This is a genomic window from Chloroflexota bacterium, assembly GCA_014360905.1.
Classification (GTDB): Bacteria; Chloroflexota; Anaerolineae; order UBA2200; family UBA2200; genus JACIWX01.
On sequence record JACIWW010000005.1, the window covers coordinates 39,243 to 56,219 of the forward strand.

The window sequence follows — 16,977 nt, forward strand, 5'->3', positions numbered from 1 at the left end:
CTTCCTTTTCTATGGCGTGAGGTCAATGACCTGTCCCACACCACAGAGTATGTAGTTATCCTCGAATTCAATGGCGAAGATGCGCATTGCTTGTTCGCCTGTGCAGTGGCATGGAGCTATCTTCTTCACACCCCATTGTCGAAACGCAGCACAGATTTCTCTGATTGTGCTGACGCTGGCACTACCAAGGTGGAAACCACCTACGACGAGGTATATTTCACCACCAGCAATGGCTTGTGCTTGGCGTACCATTGCTAAGATGCCCGGATGCGCACAGCCAGTGAGCACCACAAGACCTTGGTGTGTCCCAACGACAAGTCCTTGCTCACGTATGTTTGTACCTATCTCTCCAGTGGTATAGATGCCAGGCAGAATCTCTTGAGCCTTGGCAACTTCGTGTACGGTAACTCGCTCTCGTAGACTGGATTTGAATTGCTCTGGGAAGGAAACAGGGAGGTACACTTGCGGACGAGCGCCAGTTGCTAACAGGTCCATTAAGCCGCCAGTATGGTCACCGTGTATGTGCGAGAGCACTACGATGTCAATGTCCTGCGGATCGAGGCCCAATGTGTTCATATTGCTGAGTAGGATCGAAGCATCCCCACCAGTATCGAAAAGGAGACTCGTCTCGCCATACTGCACCCAGCAAGCAAACCCCCATGATGTACGCAAGCGTGTGTCATGGGCATTGTTATCGTAGACAATGGTCAGTCTCATCTCCTCAGCGGGCTTCATTACAGTGGGCAAAGCAGTGGGCATAGGCTTTGTGCTATACTCAGGCCGTGCAGTGCAGTGCACCAAGATCAAAGTAGTCAGCCCCGAGGCCAGCAAACACGCTGCAATCGTTTTCGGATCGCCGTTCATGGCAGTTTAATCCCAGTACGACGCGTTTCGCGTGGTCGTCTGCGGCGTGTGGCCTGTGTATCCAAAGGCATAACCTGAGGACGCTCAGCCGCATAGACATTGAGGATTGAGAGTCCGGCAAATTCGGCTTCAATGGCAGCCATTTCGCTCACGGACAAAGGGCGCACGGGACAAGGACGCAAGGGCGTGTTGAGCTGCACTTCGTCGGGATGGCAAGTGCGCGCGAGTTCCGCCATCTGCCTAGCTTGGGCTTGGTTTGCCTCTACGAACATCATCTGCAAAGCCAACCTGCCAGTAAAGTGCTGACGAAATTGGTGGATGCCATCGAGAATCTGGGCCAGCCTCACTTGTCCCACAGGGCGATTGATCGCCTGGAAAAGATCTTCCGTTGGGGCATCCAGTTTCGCCACCACGATGTCAAAGTGCATCAAGTCGCGCTGCACATCTTCACGCCAGATGAGCGAAGCGTTAGTCAGGATCGCAATAGGATGGCCGCCTATTTCCTCACGCGCAGTCTCAGCCAGTTCACTCAGGTTGCTTGCCAGTGTCGGTTCGCCCATGCCAGAGAAGGTCACCGTATCAATGGGTACCTCTTTGGCCGTTGCCAGTTGCTGACGAAATACACCCACCGTGATAAAACAACGTCGCTCGGTCAAGGGATGAATGGTACGTCCCAGTTGGCAATAGATGCAATCAAAGGAGCACGTTTTGTGCTGTGTGGACACGGGATCAACGCCCAGCGAGCGTCCCAGACGCCAGGATGGCACGGGCCCATAGACCACAGTAGGGAGTTGCGTCTCCGTCACAACTAGGTTCCCCTGTCATTACGCATGAGTGGAATGATGGTGGTGGTCTGGCTGTTCTAGAGGACCTCCGAGTTTCTGCAGTGCCTGTGCCAGTAATTGATTCGCTTTCTCCAGATACTCGGCGGCGCCCAGGATATCTGCCTGCGCGGAGCCAGCTTCCCCAGCCCAGCGGCGAAACTCGATGGCATGTTCCTCATTGTGCTCGATCCAGTGCGGTAGCAAAAAGCGCAGTTTGTCTTGATCGCTCAATGTAGTCATGTCTGCCCTTTCGTGTATGGCACCAAGGTTACAATATGTTTCAAGAAGTCAATGGTTACCACTTTGGCTGGTATGAAGCGCGGCTCCTCGAAGAATGTAGCCACACGCACACCGTCATCGGTCACTTCCAGGAAAGTGGCTTCGCGCATGACCTCTTCTTTCTGTCCGTTTCGGAGCAGATACACGTTTGCCTGGCACAAGGTTTTTCCTCCCTAATAGTGGGTGCTTATGAGAACAGCGGCTTGCTCTTGACGTCTGGCACCAGCTCAACAACGCGAGCGGCGATGGGGTCAAATACATCGCCTGTGTAAAGTTCCACTTGGCCGTTGTCACAGCGAAGGGCTAATTCTGGATCAAGTGGAATCTGGCCAAGCAATGGTATAGCTAAGGCGCGTGCTGTCTCCTCGGCCTGGCTGGGGCCAAAGATCTCGATCTTTTGCCCACAAGCAGGGCACTGTACATAACTCATGTTCTCTACCAGACCAATGATAGGGATATTCAAGGTCTGAGCCATACGCGCGGCTTTGCGCACGATCATGCCGGCTAGGTCCTGTGGAGACGTAACCAACAAGACCCCACTGAGAGGTATGGATTGCATCACGGTGAGCGTGGCATCTGAAGTTCCCGGGGGCAGGTCAATAACCAGCGTATCCAAGTGCTCCCAAAGTACATCACCCCAGAATTGCTGAATAGCGCCACTGATCAATGGGCCGCGCCAGACTATAGCCACATCTTCATTGCTCAACAATAGGTTGATGGATATGACCTTGATACCGGTGGAGCTTACCACAGGCACCATGCCAAAGGGGCTCATTTTCGGTGGATTGTGCAGCCCGAACATGCGCGGGATACTGGGGCCGGTGATGTCTGCATCCAGCAAGCCCACACGCGCTCCCTTCTTGCGTAAAGCAATAGCTAGCAATGCGGCTACGGAGGATTTTCCTACCCCACCTTTGCCACTCATCACCGCAATGACGTGGTTCACGTCATTGAACGCCTCTGCCAAGGGGCGCCTTCTCTCAGGCTCGCCAAAAGCCTTGGCACGTTCCTCTACGGTCATCTCTGTCAAATGCACATTCGTAATCAATGCTCCATCCAGACCGCGAATAGCCGTTTTGATGTCGTTGGCGATCCTTTCCTTTAGCGGACAGCCCATCGTGGTGAGAGCCAGGACGATATCCACTTGTCCATCGCCAATACGGATTTCGCGCACCATGCCCAAATCCACGATGCTGCGCCCTAGTTCAGGATCCATCACGTTCTTCAATGCGTTGCGAACTTCTTCTTCTGTTACCATTTTTCCCCTCGATGTCATGATGTAGATTCTGTTTTCTGGTGTGTTCCTTGCTCCTCGGCCATATGCTGGTCGTATTCGGCGAGGAAGGCAGCCAGCATGTGTGCTGTTTCGCGCAGGTCGGCCATCCAGGCTGCCAAGTAGCGATCGCCAGCCTCGGTCAGATGATAGACGCGGCGTGCCGGACCTGCAGATGAAGTTGTATCCCAGGTCGAAACAACCATGCCCTGTCTTTCCAACCAGCGCAAGGTACGGTAAATGAGGCTGGCGTCAACCGGATTCCTTTCATCGAAGCCAAAAGGTTTGACCGCTTCAGCCAATTCGTACCCATGAGCATCTCGCTTGTGCAGTAACAAGAGCAAACAAGGTTCTAAGAAGCGGCGAATTCGGCGTGGATAGGGTTCTCCCCACTCGGCGCCATGCCAGGGCCTTCCTCTGCGCATATGCCAATCTCCTTTACTTTGTGCCTAGTCACATCTATTGACTTTTTGCAAGTAGAATTACTATAGCGCAGGGACGTGGTTTTGTCAAACCTTACACTTCCCACAAGAGAGGTCTATATTTCCCTATCCTCCGTTTTTCAACACACTCGCAATGGCACAAAACATAGCATACACAACGCACCATGAGCAAAAACTCGGACAGCGCTAGTTTGACAGATGATAAAAGCTCTCTATGATGTAGTTGTATAAAGGGGATACAACGAAGTAAGGCATCCTGAGGAAAAGATGGAACCGCAAGCCTTAAAAGGGATTATCTTTGACTTTGGTGGGGTGTTTACCAAGACACAGCAACGTAAGCGCATTCTACATCATTGCGAAGATCAGTTGGGATTGGCTAGAGGTACATTAGAGGAGCTGATCTTTGCAGGCGAACATTGGTTAGCGGTATCAACGGGCAAGATCTCGGCCGAGGAATACTGGCAATCTATCCGTGCTGCACTTGGCAGTACAGTTCCCACCGTGCTCGAACCTTTCCAATACAACCCATTTGCTCACGAAGAACTGAACAAGCGCATGGTGGCTCTGGCGCGGAGGTTGCACCGGCACTATGTGATTGCCTTGCTCAGCAATGCAACTCCCTATCTCGATGTGCTTCTGGATGAGTATGGATTGGGGGACATTTTCGATGTCGTAGTGAACTCGGCCCGAGTGGGTATGCGCAAACCAGATGCAGCGATCTATCTTTTGACCTTGGAGAGGATGGGGATTTCAGCGCCGCAATGCGCGTTTGTGGATGATAAGGAGCGCAACACCGCAGTCGCCGAAGCATTGGGCATGAAGGCGTTCGTATTCCGTTCTGCGGCGCAGTTGGCACGAGAGTTGAGCAAGCTGGAATGTGGCAGTTGAATTTTGACAATTATCCCACCATTCGCTATAATGAAGTGGCATTGCGGGTGTAGCTCAGATGGCAGAGCGTCTGCTTCCCAAGCAGAATGTCGTGGGTTCGAATCCCATCACCCGCTTTTATTTTTAGGAGGGGAGGGCGTGTCTCAAGAAATATTAAAAGTTGCCACTTTTAATGTGAATTCTGTGCGCAGTAGACTGGATTTGGTGCTTGGCTGGTTGCAGAGGGAAAGCCCTGATGCGCTCTGTATGCAGGAGACCAAAGTGCAGGATGCTGAGTTTCCAGCGGAGGCTTTCCGGGGCATGGGTTACTATGTGATCTTTCGCGGCCAAAAGGGCTATGCAGGTGTCGCCATTGCCAGCAAGCACGAACCTCTAGAGGTGGCGTATGGCCTGGATGATGGCAAGGAACCCGATGAGGCGCGGTTGATCCGGGCGGTTATCCGTGGCATCCCCATCGTGAACACATATGTTCCACAAGGACAGTCCGAGGATTCGCCACAGTTCCAGTACAAGCTGGAATGGCTAGCGCGGCTACGCGACTGGTTTGATCGTCACTACTCACCGCAAGAGCCACTCGTGTGGGTGGGTGATTTTAACGTTGCTCCTGAGCCAATTGATGTCCATGATCCCAAAGGGCTGGCCAGACATGTGGACTTTCATCCAGAAGCGCGGGCAGCATTGCAGCGGGTCAAAGAGTGGGGTTTTGTGGATGTCTTCCGCTTGCACCATCCTGAGCCAGGGCAGTATACCTTCTGGGACTATCGCGTGCGCGGCGCCTTAGAGCGGAACATCGGCTGGCGCGTGGACCACATCTGGGCTACAAAACCGCTGGCGGACAAGTCCATCCGCGCCTGGATTGATGTCGAAGCACGACGGGCAGAGCGACCATCGGACCATACATTCCTAGTGGCTGAGTTTGCACTGTGAAAGTACACATTCTTGACTTCGCCAGATTCAACGCAGAGTGCGTGGAGAACACAAATGCTTTGTATGAAATCAATAGCCTCTGCGATCACAGTAGAGTTTCGGCAGAATTAGGGGGAAAATGATGACTAAGCCAAAAGTAGCCGTTTTACGTACCACGCCGCAGGCGGTATTGCAGGATTACCAGCGCCTATGTGAACTGGCAGGCCTGAAAGAGGCATTGGACTCGGCAGCAACCACAATCCTCAAGGACAATATTAGTTGGCATTTGCTATACCCAGGTTCGAACACGACTCCTTGGCAATTGGAGGGCACCATCCTGGCACTACGCGAGGCTGGTTTTGATGACCTGGTGTGCGTGCACAACAAAACGGTTGTGACGATCGCCGACCTGGGGGATCGATACAATAAATTTGGGCCGGTGCTGTCCAAGTATGGAATCCCCAAGAAGTACAATTTCAAGCCAGAGGACATGTCCTGGATTGAGTACAAGCCCAGGGCAAAGATGCTTGTTCTGGATAAGGTCTATCCACAGGGTATCTATATCCCGGATTTCTTTATGGGCAAGAACATTGTCCACTTGCCGACGGTCAAGACTCACTCCTACACGGTTACCACTGGGGCAATGAAGAATGCCTTTGGCGGGTTGCTGAACGTAAACCGCCATTACACCCATACCTGGATTCACGACACTCTGGTAGATCTATTGGCCATTCAGAAGGAAATCCACACGGGCATCTTTGCGATTATGGACGGCACGACGGCGGGAAGTGGAGCTGGACCACGCACATTGATACCCTATCAGAAGGACGTGATATTGGCTTCAGCCGACCAAGTGGCGATTGATGCGGTGGCTGCAGCGATGATGGGATTCGAACCACTGCGGATACCGTACATTGCTCGTGCTACAGAGTTTGGTTTGGGCCAGGGCGACCCTCGTGAGATCGAGGTTGTGGGCATGCCCGAAGTAGCGAACGAGCGATGGGGTTTCAAGGTAGGAGTGAATCTGGGCACCGGCACCGGCTTGTTGCTATGGCGTACTCCGCTCAGGGTCTTCCAGAAATTGCTCTTCCAGACGCCCGTGGTCAATATTTTCATCTTTGCCAGCGAGTACTACCACGATCATTTCTGGTATCCGCTTAAGGGGCGCAAAGTGGTGGAGCGCTGGCTGAATGAAAGCCCATGGGGGAGGCTGTTTCAGGAGTATCCGGCGGGATAACGCGATACGAAACGTAAAGCGTAAAAACGCAAAATGTAAAAATCCTTCATTAGCCTTCTCGTTCGCCGAACAGCAATGTGCCAATGCGTACCATGTTGGCTCCCTCCTCAATGGCCACGAGGTAGCTATTGCTCATGCCCATCGAGAGGTAACGCATCTCCACATTGGGGATGTGAGCTACTTTCAAGCGTTCGAATATTTCCCTGGTAATGCGAAAGTAGGGGCGGGCGTCTTCTGGGTTGCCGAAGCGAGGGCCCATGGTCATTAGGCCCTGCAAGCGAATGTGCGGCAGTGTGCTCAATTGCCACGCCAATTGCTCCACTTCTTCCGGCAGCACGCCGGTCTTGGTGGCCTCGTGCCCGCTGTTGACCTCAATCAGAACGGGCATCACCTTACCGATGGCCGCGCAGCGTTTCTCCATCTCCTGTGCCAGCCGCCATGAATCCACTGTCTCCACCATGTCGAACAATTGCATTGCGCTTTTCACTTTGTTTGTCTGCAAATGCCCGATCATGTGCCAGTGCACCGGCTCGGGAATAAGTGGGATCATCTGCGCTGCTTCCTGCACGTAGTTATGGCCCACGTGGCAGACCCCTGCACGTATGGCAGCGCGCACTTCCTCCGCACTGCGCGATTTGGCTGCAGCGACCAGAATGACACCAGTTGGTAACGTCTCCAGGATACGCTTCACTGCATGCGCAATCGCTTTTTCATCCATGGGTTATGCCCTCCGAATCCCATCAGGCGTGGAGTGCTGTTCCTCGTCCATCTTCTGAAGTGGCTGATCCTCCTGGGCTGTCTCATCTGCGTGCTGGACCCAGGAGAATTTGCGCTGCAGGTTTTTGGGATAGTACTTATGCAGCACATCGTACTCGACATGCCGTCCCCAGTGGTACAGGACTCGTGGGTCAATGTAGGACTTTAAGCTGGTAGTCAGGTTCCAATCGCGTTTCTCTCTAGCCACACGTGATTCTGCTCTCACTTTGCCCAGCGCGTGGGCGGCCTTTTGCAGCCTTTCTTGAGCGATGGCTAATTTGTATTCGGCGCGTTCCAGTTTCTTCTGATAGGAGATTTGGATCTTTTCCCGCTGCTTGGGGGTCGAGCACGCGGCGAGTTTCGTGCGGGATTCCCGAAGCAATGCACTCCGTGCCTCTTGGTATTGCTGAACCTTGGCACGGCACCCTTCCACTCGCTGCTGCGCTTTGCGCTCCCGTGCGGCAAACTTTTCTCGGCGAGCAGTCCAATTGGCAGCCACTTTTTTAGTATGATTGCAGAATATAGCTGCCTGTACATTGGCCATGCTTATTGCCTGCCATTTTTCGTACTCGGGATCCGATGCCTGGATATCGGCTTTGGCTAGGTTTTCCTGCACCAATTGTGTGGCGTGGTGCGTGCGGAATACCTTAGCTGTCAACCCGGGCAACAATTCGGAAAGAAAAGCATTGACATCTTGGCTGTCAATATCGGGGAAAATTTGCGGTTTGTCGCGGGTAGGATGCCGCTTGCCATTCTTGCGCGCATTGTTACTCGGTGGTCGGGCATTTTGGATCAATTCTTGCAAGTTACAGTATACTGCCTCTGGCAGTGTTACTTTCTTGTGCCAGCGCACGGAATCCTTACCTAGGAAGTGGAACTCGGCTATTCCATCGGCGTGCAGTGTGACATGCTCAGGGCGCAAGGTGGTTGCGCCAACAGTATCTGCTTCATCGGGGTCCTTTTCATCGCCCACGCGCAGTCCCAGCACATCAATCAGATAGCAAGCAGTGGCGATCATCCTGCGCTTGGGGTCAGGGCTGGACAATGCAGCTTGGATCCCTGCACGCACCTGCTCCAATTGCGCGTGCAATAGAATCGCTTGATCGAACTTTTCTGCCTCGCGAGCTTGCCGGATGGAAGCAGTATCGCCCAACCAGATGTACTTCATCTTGTCGGATAGCTTGTCCTTCCAGCGCGCCACCCATAGGCCATCGGGCTGCCAGATGATGTCTTGCCATTCGCCAGGCGGCCTGGGCGCATCCGGGCTGAGGTTCAGGGTAATGTCGCGCTGTTGTGGACCTTCTTTCCAGCGCCCACGCAGAGGATGCTTGCCTCGTCCCATGAAAATACCACTGGGCTCGACCATGTAGGTGCCCAGTTCGGTGCGTTCGCCATTGACAATGGCATAGCCATATTGCTCCTTGAGCGCTTCGCGCTGTGCCTTGCGTGCTGCGGCCTGTGCTTTGCGCTCCTCCTTGCTCAGCCTAGCCTTGGCCTCGCGTTCAGCCTCTACCAACTGGATAGCCGGCCCAAAATCCACCTCATCGAGGGAAAGTGGTGGTTCCATGCCCAATGCGGCGCTGAAATCCTGCAGGAAATTGCGCACAAAGACACTATCCTCCACATAAGGCGTGCCTTGTTTTCTGGCCCAGGCCAGGGCCATTTCCTCCTGTTTGGGTGTAAGCTGAATTGGCTCGCCACGCACCATTAGCACCAGACCACGTGGCTCTGGTGCAGGCGGCACAAGTACGCCATTGTGGATCAACTGGGTTAGCCAGGTTGTTTCACTGTTGGGTTTGCTTTTAGATGCCATACAAAATGAAATTATAACGATAGATTTAGACAAACCCAAAATATGTGGTTGGAATACGTATCATACGCAGCATGCAGGGTGACTGTATGTATCTATGGAGGACTGAGGAGGGGAAGCCTCAATGAATAAGACATGAATCAACGAATGCTATTGCAGCCAGAGGCATTGCGATTCGGTTATTCTTCAGATTCTTTTCCCGTTTCGGTACCTGTCCCTGTAGGAGCCTCGAGCAAAAATGGTTCCTGCTCTTCCCCGACCAAGAGGCTTTTTCCGCGGAACATTCCCCCTTCGTCAATCAACAAGGAGGTAACTTTGATATCTCCCCAAACACGACCAGAAGGCAGGATCTCGAGTCGGCCAGATGCAGTGATATTTCCCTTGACCGCACCCCATACCTGGACATTGCTGGCAACGATGTCAGCACTAACTTTTGCCTTTTCACCAATGATCACATTGCCGGTCGTTTCTACAGAGCCATCGAAATGGCCATCAATCCGCACATTTCCTTCCGCTTTCAAGTGTCCCTGGAAACTGGCAGTTGGCCCCACAATGTTCTCGATCTTGCCAGTAAAGGGGACAAAAGTGCGTTCCTTCCTGAACACTGCTTTTTCTATCTCCTTGCTACTTTGTTATCACATATGGGATGTCTGTATCGAGGTACTTCAAAGGATCAACAGGCACATCATTCAGGCGAATCTCATAGTGCAAGTGAGGACCTGTAGAACGGCCAGAACTGCCTGAGAGGGCAATGACATCGCCAGCTTTAACTTCATCCCCTTTCTTCACCAGCAGTTTGGAGTTATGGCCATAGATAGTGGTAAAGCCCATGTCATGCTCTATCTCAACTATCCAGCCGTAGCCTGCCTGCCAACCGGCTTTGGTCACTACCCCATCCTTGGTGGCGAAGACCTGGCTTCCGTACCAAATCGGGATGTCAATACCATTATGGAATTCTAGCGTTCCATATAAAGTGCGGTATCCGAACTTCGAACTAATGCGGCGAACTGCTGTTGGCCAGAGGTGTGGAGCTGCTGCCAGAAGTCGCAATTGTCGTTCTAGTTCCGCAGGGTCGCTGCGTTTTTCGGGCTCAATTTTTTCCATACGCTCAAGCACCTGCTCTCGCAAGTACAGCAGTTCGCGGAAGGTGCTAGGCAAGGTAAATTGCATGCCAATTATATCCTGGCTCTTTTCCATAGCCAGGGCCATGCTGCGTTCGGACAATTCACGGGTAAGGAGGCCCCCCATACCTTCGGAGTCAATGGAAGCGAGGTGTTTCTCGTAGGCAGGGTTTTTGCATGACGAGTCAAAATAGGCTGCCAGAGTCGCAATAGGGGTAGTGGTTGATGCTGGCAGACCGATTAGCTCGCGAATCTCATTGCTCAAAGCGCTAATGCTTGCCAGTTCTATCTGAAACTCTTCAACCTGCTGAGACAGAGTGCGGACTTCTTCTTGCTGGACGAGGATCGTGTTGCGCATTTCGCGCTCGCGTGCCAATTGAAGCCATCTGTCCTGCTGTAATTCGCGGATTTCGTGGCTAAGGCGATAGGAGTGCACCACTAAAATACCTATACCAAGGAGCAGGGCTAGGCTTAGCACGCCCACTAATGGCAACAACCAGGTAGGCACAGAGAAACTGACAGGGGCCTGCTCGGAATGAGGCACCACAATCAACGTCAGCGGCTGTCTTCCTTTTTTTCGGGGCACTCTACTGAATCCTCCGGATTATAGTTTGCCTTGCTAGTAACGATTGATTGAGCACCCGGAATTGCACGCTTCAATAGTTTATCTCAATATTCATCAGATAATAGCGGATTAGGCACCGTATCAACCGAAAGGTTGAGTGCACGACCAATGAAATGTTCGCAACGAGATATGATATGTATGAAGAGCAGTAGTCCGCCAATCCCCCGCTCTGTGCTCTTCAAATAACATGCGCTATATTACTCAAATTGAGCCATTTGGTCAAATTGAAAAGAATGGCTATATTAGTACCATGACCAACCTGTTTCTTGCTACGGATAACCCCGGCAAAATGCGAGAGTATGAGCAACTATTGGCGCCCTTGCGAGTCAAACTCTGGACTCCGCACTTGTTGGGGCTTGCGCTTGCTGTGCATGAGGATGGAGCTTCTTATGCTGAGAATGCGCGGGTCAAAGCGCTCACCTACATGCGGGCCAGTGGCATGCCAACCCTCGCAGATGACTCCGGTCTAGAGGTAGATGCTTTGGGTGGGGCACCGGGCATACACTCAGCACGCTATGCTGGTCATGATGCCAACGATGCAGACCGCTGCTATTTGCTCCTGCAGCAACTCGAAGGAGTTCCCAGGGAAAAGCGTACCGCTCGCTTCCGCTGTGTTCTCGTGTTAGCCACGCCAGATGGCGAGGTTCACAGCACGGAAGGAATCTGTGAAGGGTTCATTGGTTTTGAGCCGCAAGGCAGTCATGGGTTTGGCTATGACCCCATCTTCTTTTTGCCAGAATATGGACAGACTATGGGCCAGTTATCACCGGAGATTAAGAATCGCATTAGCCATCGTGCCAGGGCGGTGCAGAAGATGTTTCCCGTGTTGTCCCGCATCCTGGCTGAACCAACTTTCTCTCGAGGAGATTGATGGGCAAGGTCATCTCGCTTGCTGAGGCAAAACGCATACGCCAGAGGATGCGCCGCCGAGGTAGGGTAGCAGTGTTTACCAATGGTGTTTTTGACCTGTTGCACGTTGGACATGTCCGTTACCTGCAAGCAGCGCGTACCTTGGGCCATGCCCTCTTCGTTGGCCTGAACAGCGATGCATCGGCACGCAGATTGAAAGGACTGGGCAGGCCCTTGATCGCGCAAGCAGAACGAGCAGAGATCCTGTGCGCGTTGTCCTGCATAGACTATGTCATCTTCTTTGATGAGGACACTGCCGAGCAGCTTATCCATGCTCTGCAACCAGACATCTATGTCAAAGGCGGGGATTACGCCATTGAAGGTGCAGGACAACCTGGCAAAATGTTGCCGGAGGCCCGGATTGTTGAAGATTATGGCGGGCGGGTAGTAATCCTGCCTTATACGCCAGGGCATTCCACCAGTCAGCTCATCGCCCGCATTCGGGAGCAAAGCAGCGCAGAAAGATAGAGCAGACCAAATTGCCGGGATATGCCTGTACTTATTGGTTACCCATGCCCACAGTGTTCGCGTGTTCGGGGCGTCTGAGATAGCAAGGAGATTGATCTATACATGGAAGCATCTTTGCCACCATCGGAGATACCTGATGAGAACGTGTCCCACCAAGGACGTGGCATTGCCCGTGCCGCGCTTGTCGTTTCTCTAGGCAACATAGCTAGCCGCATTTTCGGGCTGATACGCGACAATCGCAATGCTTATTTCTTTGGAGCAACCGGTGAGATGAGCGCCTTTGAGGCTGCTTCCCTTGTGCCCAAAAATATCTACGAATTGCTGGTAGGGGGCATGGTGAGTGCTGCTCTGGTTCCGGTTTTCAGCGAATACGCAGCGCAAAAAGAAAGAGAAGAGCTCTGGCGTCTGGCAAGTCTCGTGCTCAGCTTAGTAGTGGTGGTCATGGGTGGTTTTTTGTTCCTGGCTGAAGGAGCAGCTCCATTGCTGACCCGCATGTTGGTTGGAGGGTTTGATGCCCGTTTGCAGAACCTGACCACCATTTTGATTCGCATTATATCCCCGGCGGTTGTCTTTTTCGGTGTGTCCGGTGTCCTGACTGCGCTGCTGTATGCACAGCAAGTTTTTACATATCCCGCAATGGGTGCGGCTGTGTTCAACCTTGGAGGTATCCTCGGCACGCAGTTGCTTGCGCGTCGCATTGGCATTGCTAGCCTCACTCTTGGCATCGTGCTTGGTGCATTCCTGCAAATGGCGGTACAACTTCCGGGGCTCCGTCGGGGCAGGATTCGCTTTTCGCTCAGCCTGCGACATCCAGCTCTGCGGCGCATTGTTGTGTTGTATGTTCCGGTAGTTCTCAGCCTGATCATCAGCCAGATAGGCATTGTCATTGACCGTAATTTGGCCTCGCATGTCGGTGAACAGGCCATTGCCTGGATGGCGGCTGCTACTCGCCTGCGTGAATTTCCCCTGGGACTGGTGTCCACAGCAGTTTCCATGGCGATATTGCCCGCTTTGTCGCGCTTGGATCTGCACAGCGGGCGTGAGGAGTTCAAAGAGACCCTCGCTCTGGGGCTTCGTTTGGTGTTGGTGCTTATCGTTCCAGCGACAGTGGGACTCTTCGTCCTAAGTGTGCCGATCATCTCGCTCATTTTTCAGCATGGTGAATTCACTGCTTTTGACACTCAGCAGACTGCCCGGGCTCTTATCTGCTATCTTTTGGGCACACCATTTGCTGCGGTGGATTTGTTGCTGATCTTTGCTTTCTACTCGCAGAAGGATACGGTGACGCCAGTGATTGTGGGCATCGTCTGCGTGTTCATTTATTTGGTGGTGGCCCCCGTTCTTGCTTTTGTCCTAGGTCTAGGCATGCTTGGTCTTGTTCTTGCCAACTCTGTGCAGTTAACCAGTCACGCCATTATCATGTTGATCCTGTTGCGTCGCCGTATGGGGCCATTGGCGAAGCAGCAGTTACCACTAGCCATTGGCAAAATTGCGTTAGCTTCTGTGACAATGGGCATTTTGGTCTACCTAAGCCTCACGGCATTGTATGTGATGGTGCCAGGCGAGGGATTGATAGCTAGAACGATCCGAGTTGGCGTAGCTGGGGCAGTGGGGCTACTGGTTTACGCTCTCGGTGTAACACGGCTTGGCGTAGAAGAAGCGAGTCTTTTGGTTAACATAATACAAAGAAAGAGTCGGCAAACTGTGCTGCCAAGCCAAGACGTAAAGAAAGCATGAGCAGAGTTTGACTACAGGGTGGGTTCGGTTATAATTTTGGAGCGTTAACAATAAGGGAGTTCAGCAGATAAGGAGTTTCTGGGATATACATGGCTAAGAAAGGCAAGCGATCACATCGTAAGGGAGTTCAAACTAAGAAGACCGTTGTGCCTACCCAAAAGGCTGGAGAGTTGCGTTCCGCGCCGGTTGCCACTAGGGTTACTTCTGCAAAGGCTTCTGTTCCGGCTAAGGTGGATTTGGCGCAAGAATATCACTACGTTTTAACCGACCTCAGGAAAATCGCTATTATCGCATTGGCGATGTTCGTATTGCTCTTCGTCCTGGCTTTTATCCTCAGGTAGTATCCGGATAATTCTACCAGGAAGCTGGCCACGTGGTGTAGCTACATTGTGCTATGCCCCAAACTGCTCACCGGTGAAATCATGCGGTGCTCTTCCCGCTCGTAGCAGGTGCAGAATAGCCATACGCAAGACAAAGTGGACGGCAATGCATAGCCATAGATTGTGGATAAAGGCGTACAGGGTAGCCGTCACCATTGCCAATGATCCGGTCAACACTACCTCTTCGCGCAGGCCGGGGGTGCTAAGTGCGTACCACATGTGCGCATTGAGCATGGCTGCTACGAAAACGGCAGCCAGTCCCAGATAGACGCCCCAATAAGAGCCGGCTAGCAGCAGCATCGGACTACGGCACAAAGACCACCATGATTCCATCAGGATAACTTCCCGCAGTACAAAAGCCCCACCCCAGGGTTGTGTCAGCCACTGTATCCCTTGCATTCGTGGTTGTTCCCTGATTAGGCGAGTGTACTGCCACCAGAGCAGCGCTAATAAAAGCAAGCTCCCACTGCCAAGGGCGACGCTCCAGCCTATTCCCCTGATCCAATCGAGATCGGCAAGGCCCAGGTCCAAAGGGCTAGCCCAGCCGTAATAGAGCACGAGGTAGGGCGGGATCAAATAATAAGCCAGACGCAACGCTTCGCCCAGCCATAGCTTTCTGCCCCATAGTCTGACAAATTCAATTACCTGTCCAAAGCGACCAGGCTTGGGCTTGCGCAATGCCCAGGCTATGTTCGTGCCGATGATGTATAGACTCAGATGGCCCAAGATGGCCAAGAGCAGACGCATTGGGTAGGTCAGTGAGATCACCCTTACCACCTGTCCAGACAGTGTGCAGATCGAGTCTGATCGAAGCCGTATCTGATAAAAAACATGGGCGCGATAGGACTCGAACCTATGACCTCACGGATGTGAACCGTGCGCTCTGACCAACTGAGCTACGCGCCCATATTTATTTCTATTATAGCAGCAAAGGTCAATTTTGACAAATGAGCAGCACGGTTTTGGTCTTGTCTCGATGGAAAGTTGCGTCAAGTCGCATAGATATTTCAAGCTCATGACAATAGCCTATGTCATGAAGTAGGTTGCACCACGAGTGTTGGTGCTAAGGCCGGTGTAGGCGTCAGTGTTGCCAGGACCGGACTGGGCGATGGTATGGTAGATTCTGTTGCGGTTGGTGAGACGGAGGTCCTCGTCGGTGTGGGCTGCGGACGTCGCTGTGGATTGGGCCAGACAACAAGTACTGTGCCGCAGACCATGCTCACCGCTACTAACAAACTCAGTGCCCAGAACAGGGTTGCTCTTCTTCGTCCTTTCTGCGAACGTGTCACAACCTACCTCCCAATGCTTATCTTCCTTCACAGGCTTTTAGACCCTGCAAAGCCGGTTGAGCATACGGGTCAATCTCCAAGGCTTTCTCCAACCAAGGACGAGCCTTTTCGCAATCGTTAATATAGACGTAGCACAAGCCCAGTTCATAATAATACTCAATCGCCGTAGCGCCTAAAGAAATCGCGCGCTCAAAGTAGGGAATGGCATCTTCATAGCGGAGCTGCGTGTAGTAACACCAGCCCATGTGTCCATAGGCAGCGGCATACTCAGGGTCTATCTCTAGCGCTTTCTTGAACTGGGCAGCCGCAAGTTCATATTCCCGCTGATCAAAGTATACTAGACCTAGGCTGTCATAGGCAGTTGGGTCACGTGGATCTACCTCAATCGCCTTTTGGAATTGGGCAATAGCCCCCTCATAGTCTCTAATGGCTCGATAATGGCGACCCAAAGTGAGATAGAGATAAACTAGATTGGGTTGCAAAGAGATAGCTTCGATGTATGCGCTGACAGCTGCCTCGGAATCGCCCAGCCTTTCCAAAATGTAGCCCAGATTGCGGTGTGCATAGAAGTTATGAGGATCGAAGGAAATGGCTCTCTCGGCTATCTGCAGTGCGTATTCCAGACGCCCCTTATCTGCGTAGGCCTCGGCTAGGTAAGCATAGGCTGTGGCGTAGTTTGGGTCAAGGTCTATCGCTTTCAGACAGGCTTCCACAGCACGCTCGTAATCGCCATTCCAGTCTAAGACCATGCCCAGGATGGCCTGATTCTCTGCATTTTCGGAATCAAGCTCAACTGCTCTTTGTGCCAAGCGTAGACCTTCTGCATAGCGACCTCTCAAGGTGAGCAAGCGTCCCAAGCGCGCGTGAGCGGTCGCGTTGCTCGGATCTAGCTCTATGGCACGACGATACGCGGCAATTGCTTCATCCATCTGTCCGTTGGCGAAAAAGCGATCGCCAGAAGCCGTGTATTCCTTGCTGCTAATCTCCGTAGGCGTTGGGGTTGGTCGTTGCTGACCTAAAAAGCCCGGCAAGTGCGCCAAGTCCAGTCCTCTGGACTCTACATACCAAAAGCCTGCAGAGGCAAGCACAAGGATCAAGACTAAGAGCCATGGCCAGCGACGGGGCTGGCGAGTAGTCGGTCGGATATACATAGCTTGTGTCTCTATAT

At 52.6% G+C, this 16,977-nt stretch carries 20 protein-coding genes and 2 tRNA genes; 8 read left to right on the forward strand and 14 right to left on the reverse strand.

What is annotated here, in order from left to right; all coding sequences use genetic code 11:
- Nucleotides 1-9 precede the first annotated feature (9 nt).
- The 6 genes from H5T67_03480 to H5T67_03505 are packed head-to-tail and all read right to left on the reverse strand — an operon-like array spanning nt 10 to nt 3,665.
- The gene (locus H5T67_03480) at nt 10-864 is read right to left on the reverse strand and encodes an MBL fold metallo-hydrolase (protein ID MBC7244381.1); all 855 of its coding nucleotides are present in this window, start codon (nt 862-864) and stop codon (nt 10-12) included.
- Nucleotides 861-1,670, reverse strand: a complete 810-nt coding sequence (locus tag H5T67_03485; GenBank protein ID MBC7244382.1) for a radical SAM protein — start codon at nt 1,668-1,670, stop codon at nt 861-863. The genes H5T67_03480 and H5T67_03485 overlap by 4 nt, the downstream gene beginning before the upstream one ends.
- 18 nt (nt 1,671-1,688) lie before the next feature.
- Nucleotides 1,689-1,928 (reverse strand): hypothetical protein, encoded by a 240-nt coding sequence (locus H5T67_03490; protein MBC7244383.1) that lies wholly within the window; start codon nt 1,926-1,928, stop codon nt 1,689-1,691.
- A complete protein-coding gene (locus tag H5T67_03495; GenBank protein MBC7244384.1) occupies nt 1,925-2,128 on the reverse strand; it encodes a CooT family nickel-binding protein in 204 nt (67 codons plus the stop codon). The genes H5T67_03490 and H5T67_03495 overlap by 4 nt, the downstream gene beginning before the upstream one ends.
- A 26-nt stretch (nt 2,129-2,154) precedes the next feature.
- A complete protein-coding gene (locus H5T67_03500) occupies nt 2,155-3,225 on the reverse strand; it encodes an Mrp/NBP35 family ATP-binding protein (protein MBC7244385.1) in 1,071 nt (356 codons plus the stop codon).
- A 14-nt stretch (nt 3,226-3,239) separates the two neighbouring features.
- A complete protein-coding gene (locus tag H5T67_03505; GenBank protein ID MBC7244386.1) occupies nt 3,240-3,665 on the reverse strand; it encodes a helix-turn-helix transcriptional regulator in 426 nt (141 codons plus the stop codon).
- A 285-nt stretch (nt 3,666-3,950) separates the two neighbouring features.
- On the opposite strand from H5T67_03505, the gene H5T67_03510 reads away from it, so the two are divergent.
- From H5T67_03510 to H5T67_03525, 4 genes are all read left to right on the forward strand, one after another.
- Complete coding sequence (locus tag H5T67_03510; protein MBC7244387.1) at nt 3,951-4,571, forward strand: HAD family phosphatase; 621 nt, start codon at nt 3,951-3,953, stop codon at nt 4,569-4,571.
- Nucleotides 4,572-4,614: 43 nt separating this feature from the next.
- Nucleotides 4,615-4,687, forward strand: a tRNA-Gly gene (locus H5T67_03515).
- A gap of 22 nt (nt 4,688-4,709) precedes the next feature.
- Nucleotides 4,710-5,498, forward strand: a complete 789-nt coding sequence (xth, locus tag H5T67_03520) for an exodeoxyribonuclease III (protein MBC7244388.1) — start codon at nt 4,710-4,712, stop codon at nt 5,496-5,498.
- A gap of 121 nt (nt 5,499-5,619) precedes the next feature.
- Complete coding sequence (locus tag H5T67_03525) at nt 5,620-6,714, forward strand: DUF362 domain-containing protein (protein MBC7244389.1); 1,095 nt, start codon at nt 5,620-5,622, stop codon at nt 6,712-6,714.
- Nucleotides 6,715-6,763: 49 nt separating this feature from the next.
- On the opposite strand, the gene H5T67_03530 is transcribed toward H5T67_03525, so the two are convergent.
- The 4 genes from H5T67_03530 to H5T67_03545 all read right to left on the reverse strand — a co-directional run bounded on the left by H5T67_03530 (nt 6,764) and on the right by H5T67_03545 (nt 10,759).
- The gene (locus H5T67_03530) at nt 6,764-7,432 is read right to left on the reverse strand and encodes a YggS family pyridoxal phosphate-dependent enzyme (GenBank protein MBC7244390.1); all 669 of its coding nucleotides are present in this window, start codon (nt 7,430-7,432) and stop codon (nt 6,764-6,766) included.
- 3 nt (nt 7,433-7,435) lie between these two features.
- Nucleotides 7,436-9,283: a DNA topoisomerase I gene (locus tag H5T67_03535; GenBank protein ID MBC7244391.1), complete on the reverse strand. Its 1,848-nt coding sequence runs from the start codon at nt 9,281-9,283 to the stop codon at nt 7,436-7,438.
- Between the two features lie 176 nt (nt 9,284-9,459).
- Nucleotides 9,460-9,897 carry a polymer-forming cytoskeletal protein gene (locus H5T67_03540; protein MBC7244392.1) on the reverse strand — a complete coding sequence of 146 codons (438 nt, stop codon included), beginning with the start codon at nt 9,895-9,897 and terminating at the stop codon, nt 9,460-9,462.
- 7 nt (nt 9,898-9,904) lie between these two features.
- A complete protein-coding gene (locus H5T67_03545; GenBank protein MBC7244393.1) occupies nt 9,905-10,759 on the reverse strand; it encodes a M23 family metallopeptidase in 855 nt (284 codons plus the stop codon).
- A gap of 517 nt (nt 10,760-11,276) precedes the next feature.
- On the opposite strand from H5T67_03545, the gene H5T67_03550 reads away from it, so the two are divergent.
- The 4 genes from H5T67_03550 to H5T67_03565 all read left to right on the forward strand — a co-directional run bounded on the left by H5T67_03550 (nt 11,277) and on the right by H5T67_03565 (nt 14,481).
- The gene (locus H5T67_03550) at nt 11,277-11,897 is read left to right on the forward strand and encodes an XTP/dITP diphosphatase (protein MBC7244394.1); all 621 of its coding nucleotides are present in this window, start codon (nt 11,277-11,279) and stop codon (nt 11,895-11,897) included.
- A complete protein-coding gene (gene rfaE2 / locus H5T67_03555) occupies nt 11,897-12,403 on the forward strand; it encodes a D-glycero-beta-D-manno-heptose 1-phosphate adenylyltransferase (GenBank protein MBC7244395.1) in 507 nt (168 codons plus the stop codon). Before H5T67_03550 ends, rfaE2 begins: the two co-directional genes overlap by 1 nt.
- A gap of 102 nt (nt 12,404-12,505) precedes the next feature.
- On the forward strand, nt 12,506-14,140 hold the full coding sequence (gene murJ / locus H5T67_03560; GenBank protein MBC7244396.1) for a murein biosynthesis integral membrane protein MurJ: 1,635 nt from the start codon (nt 12,506-12,508) through the stop codon (nt 14,138-14,140).
- Between the two features lie 89 nt (nt 14,141-14,229).
- The gene (locus H5T67_03565; protein ID MBC7244397.1) at nt 14,230-14,481 is read left to right on the forward strand and encodes a hypothetical protein; all 252 of its coding nucleotides are present in this window, start codon (nt 14,230-14,232) and stop codon (nt 14,479-14,481) included.
- A gap of 51 nt (nt 14,482-14,532) precedes the next feature.
- Here H5T67_03565 and H5T67_03570 read toward each other — a convergent pair whose 3' ends face one another.
- From H5T67_03570 to H5T67_03585, 4 genes are all read right to left on the reverse strand, one after another.
- Nucleotides 14,533-15,288 (reverse strand): hypothetical protein, encoded by a 756-nt coding sequence (locus tag H5T67_03570; protein ID MBC7244398.1) that lies wholly within the window; start codon nt 15,286-15,288, stop codon nt 14,533-14,535.
- A gap of 64 nt (nt 15,289-15,352) precedes the next feature.
- Nucleotides 15,353-15,426: transfer RNA gene (locus H5T67_03575), tRNA-Val, on the reverse strand.
- Between the two features lie 125 nt (nt 15,427-15,551).
- Complete coding sequence (locus tag H5T67_03580) at nt 15,552-15,809, reverse strand: hypothetical protein (GenBank protein ID MBC7244399.1); 258 nt, start codon at nt 15,807-15,809, stop codon at nt 15,552-15,554.
- A gap of 17 nt (nt 15,810-15,826) precedes the next feature.
- Entirely contained in the window at nt 15,827-16,960 is a 1,134-nt protein-coding gene (locus tag H5T67_03585; protein ID MBC7244400.1) for a tetratricopeptide repeat protein, read from the reverse strand.
- Nucleotides 16,961-16,977: the final 17 nt, after the last annotated feature.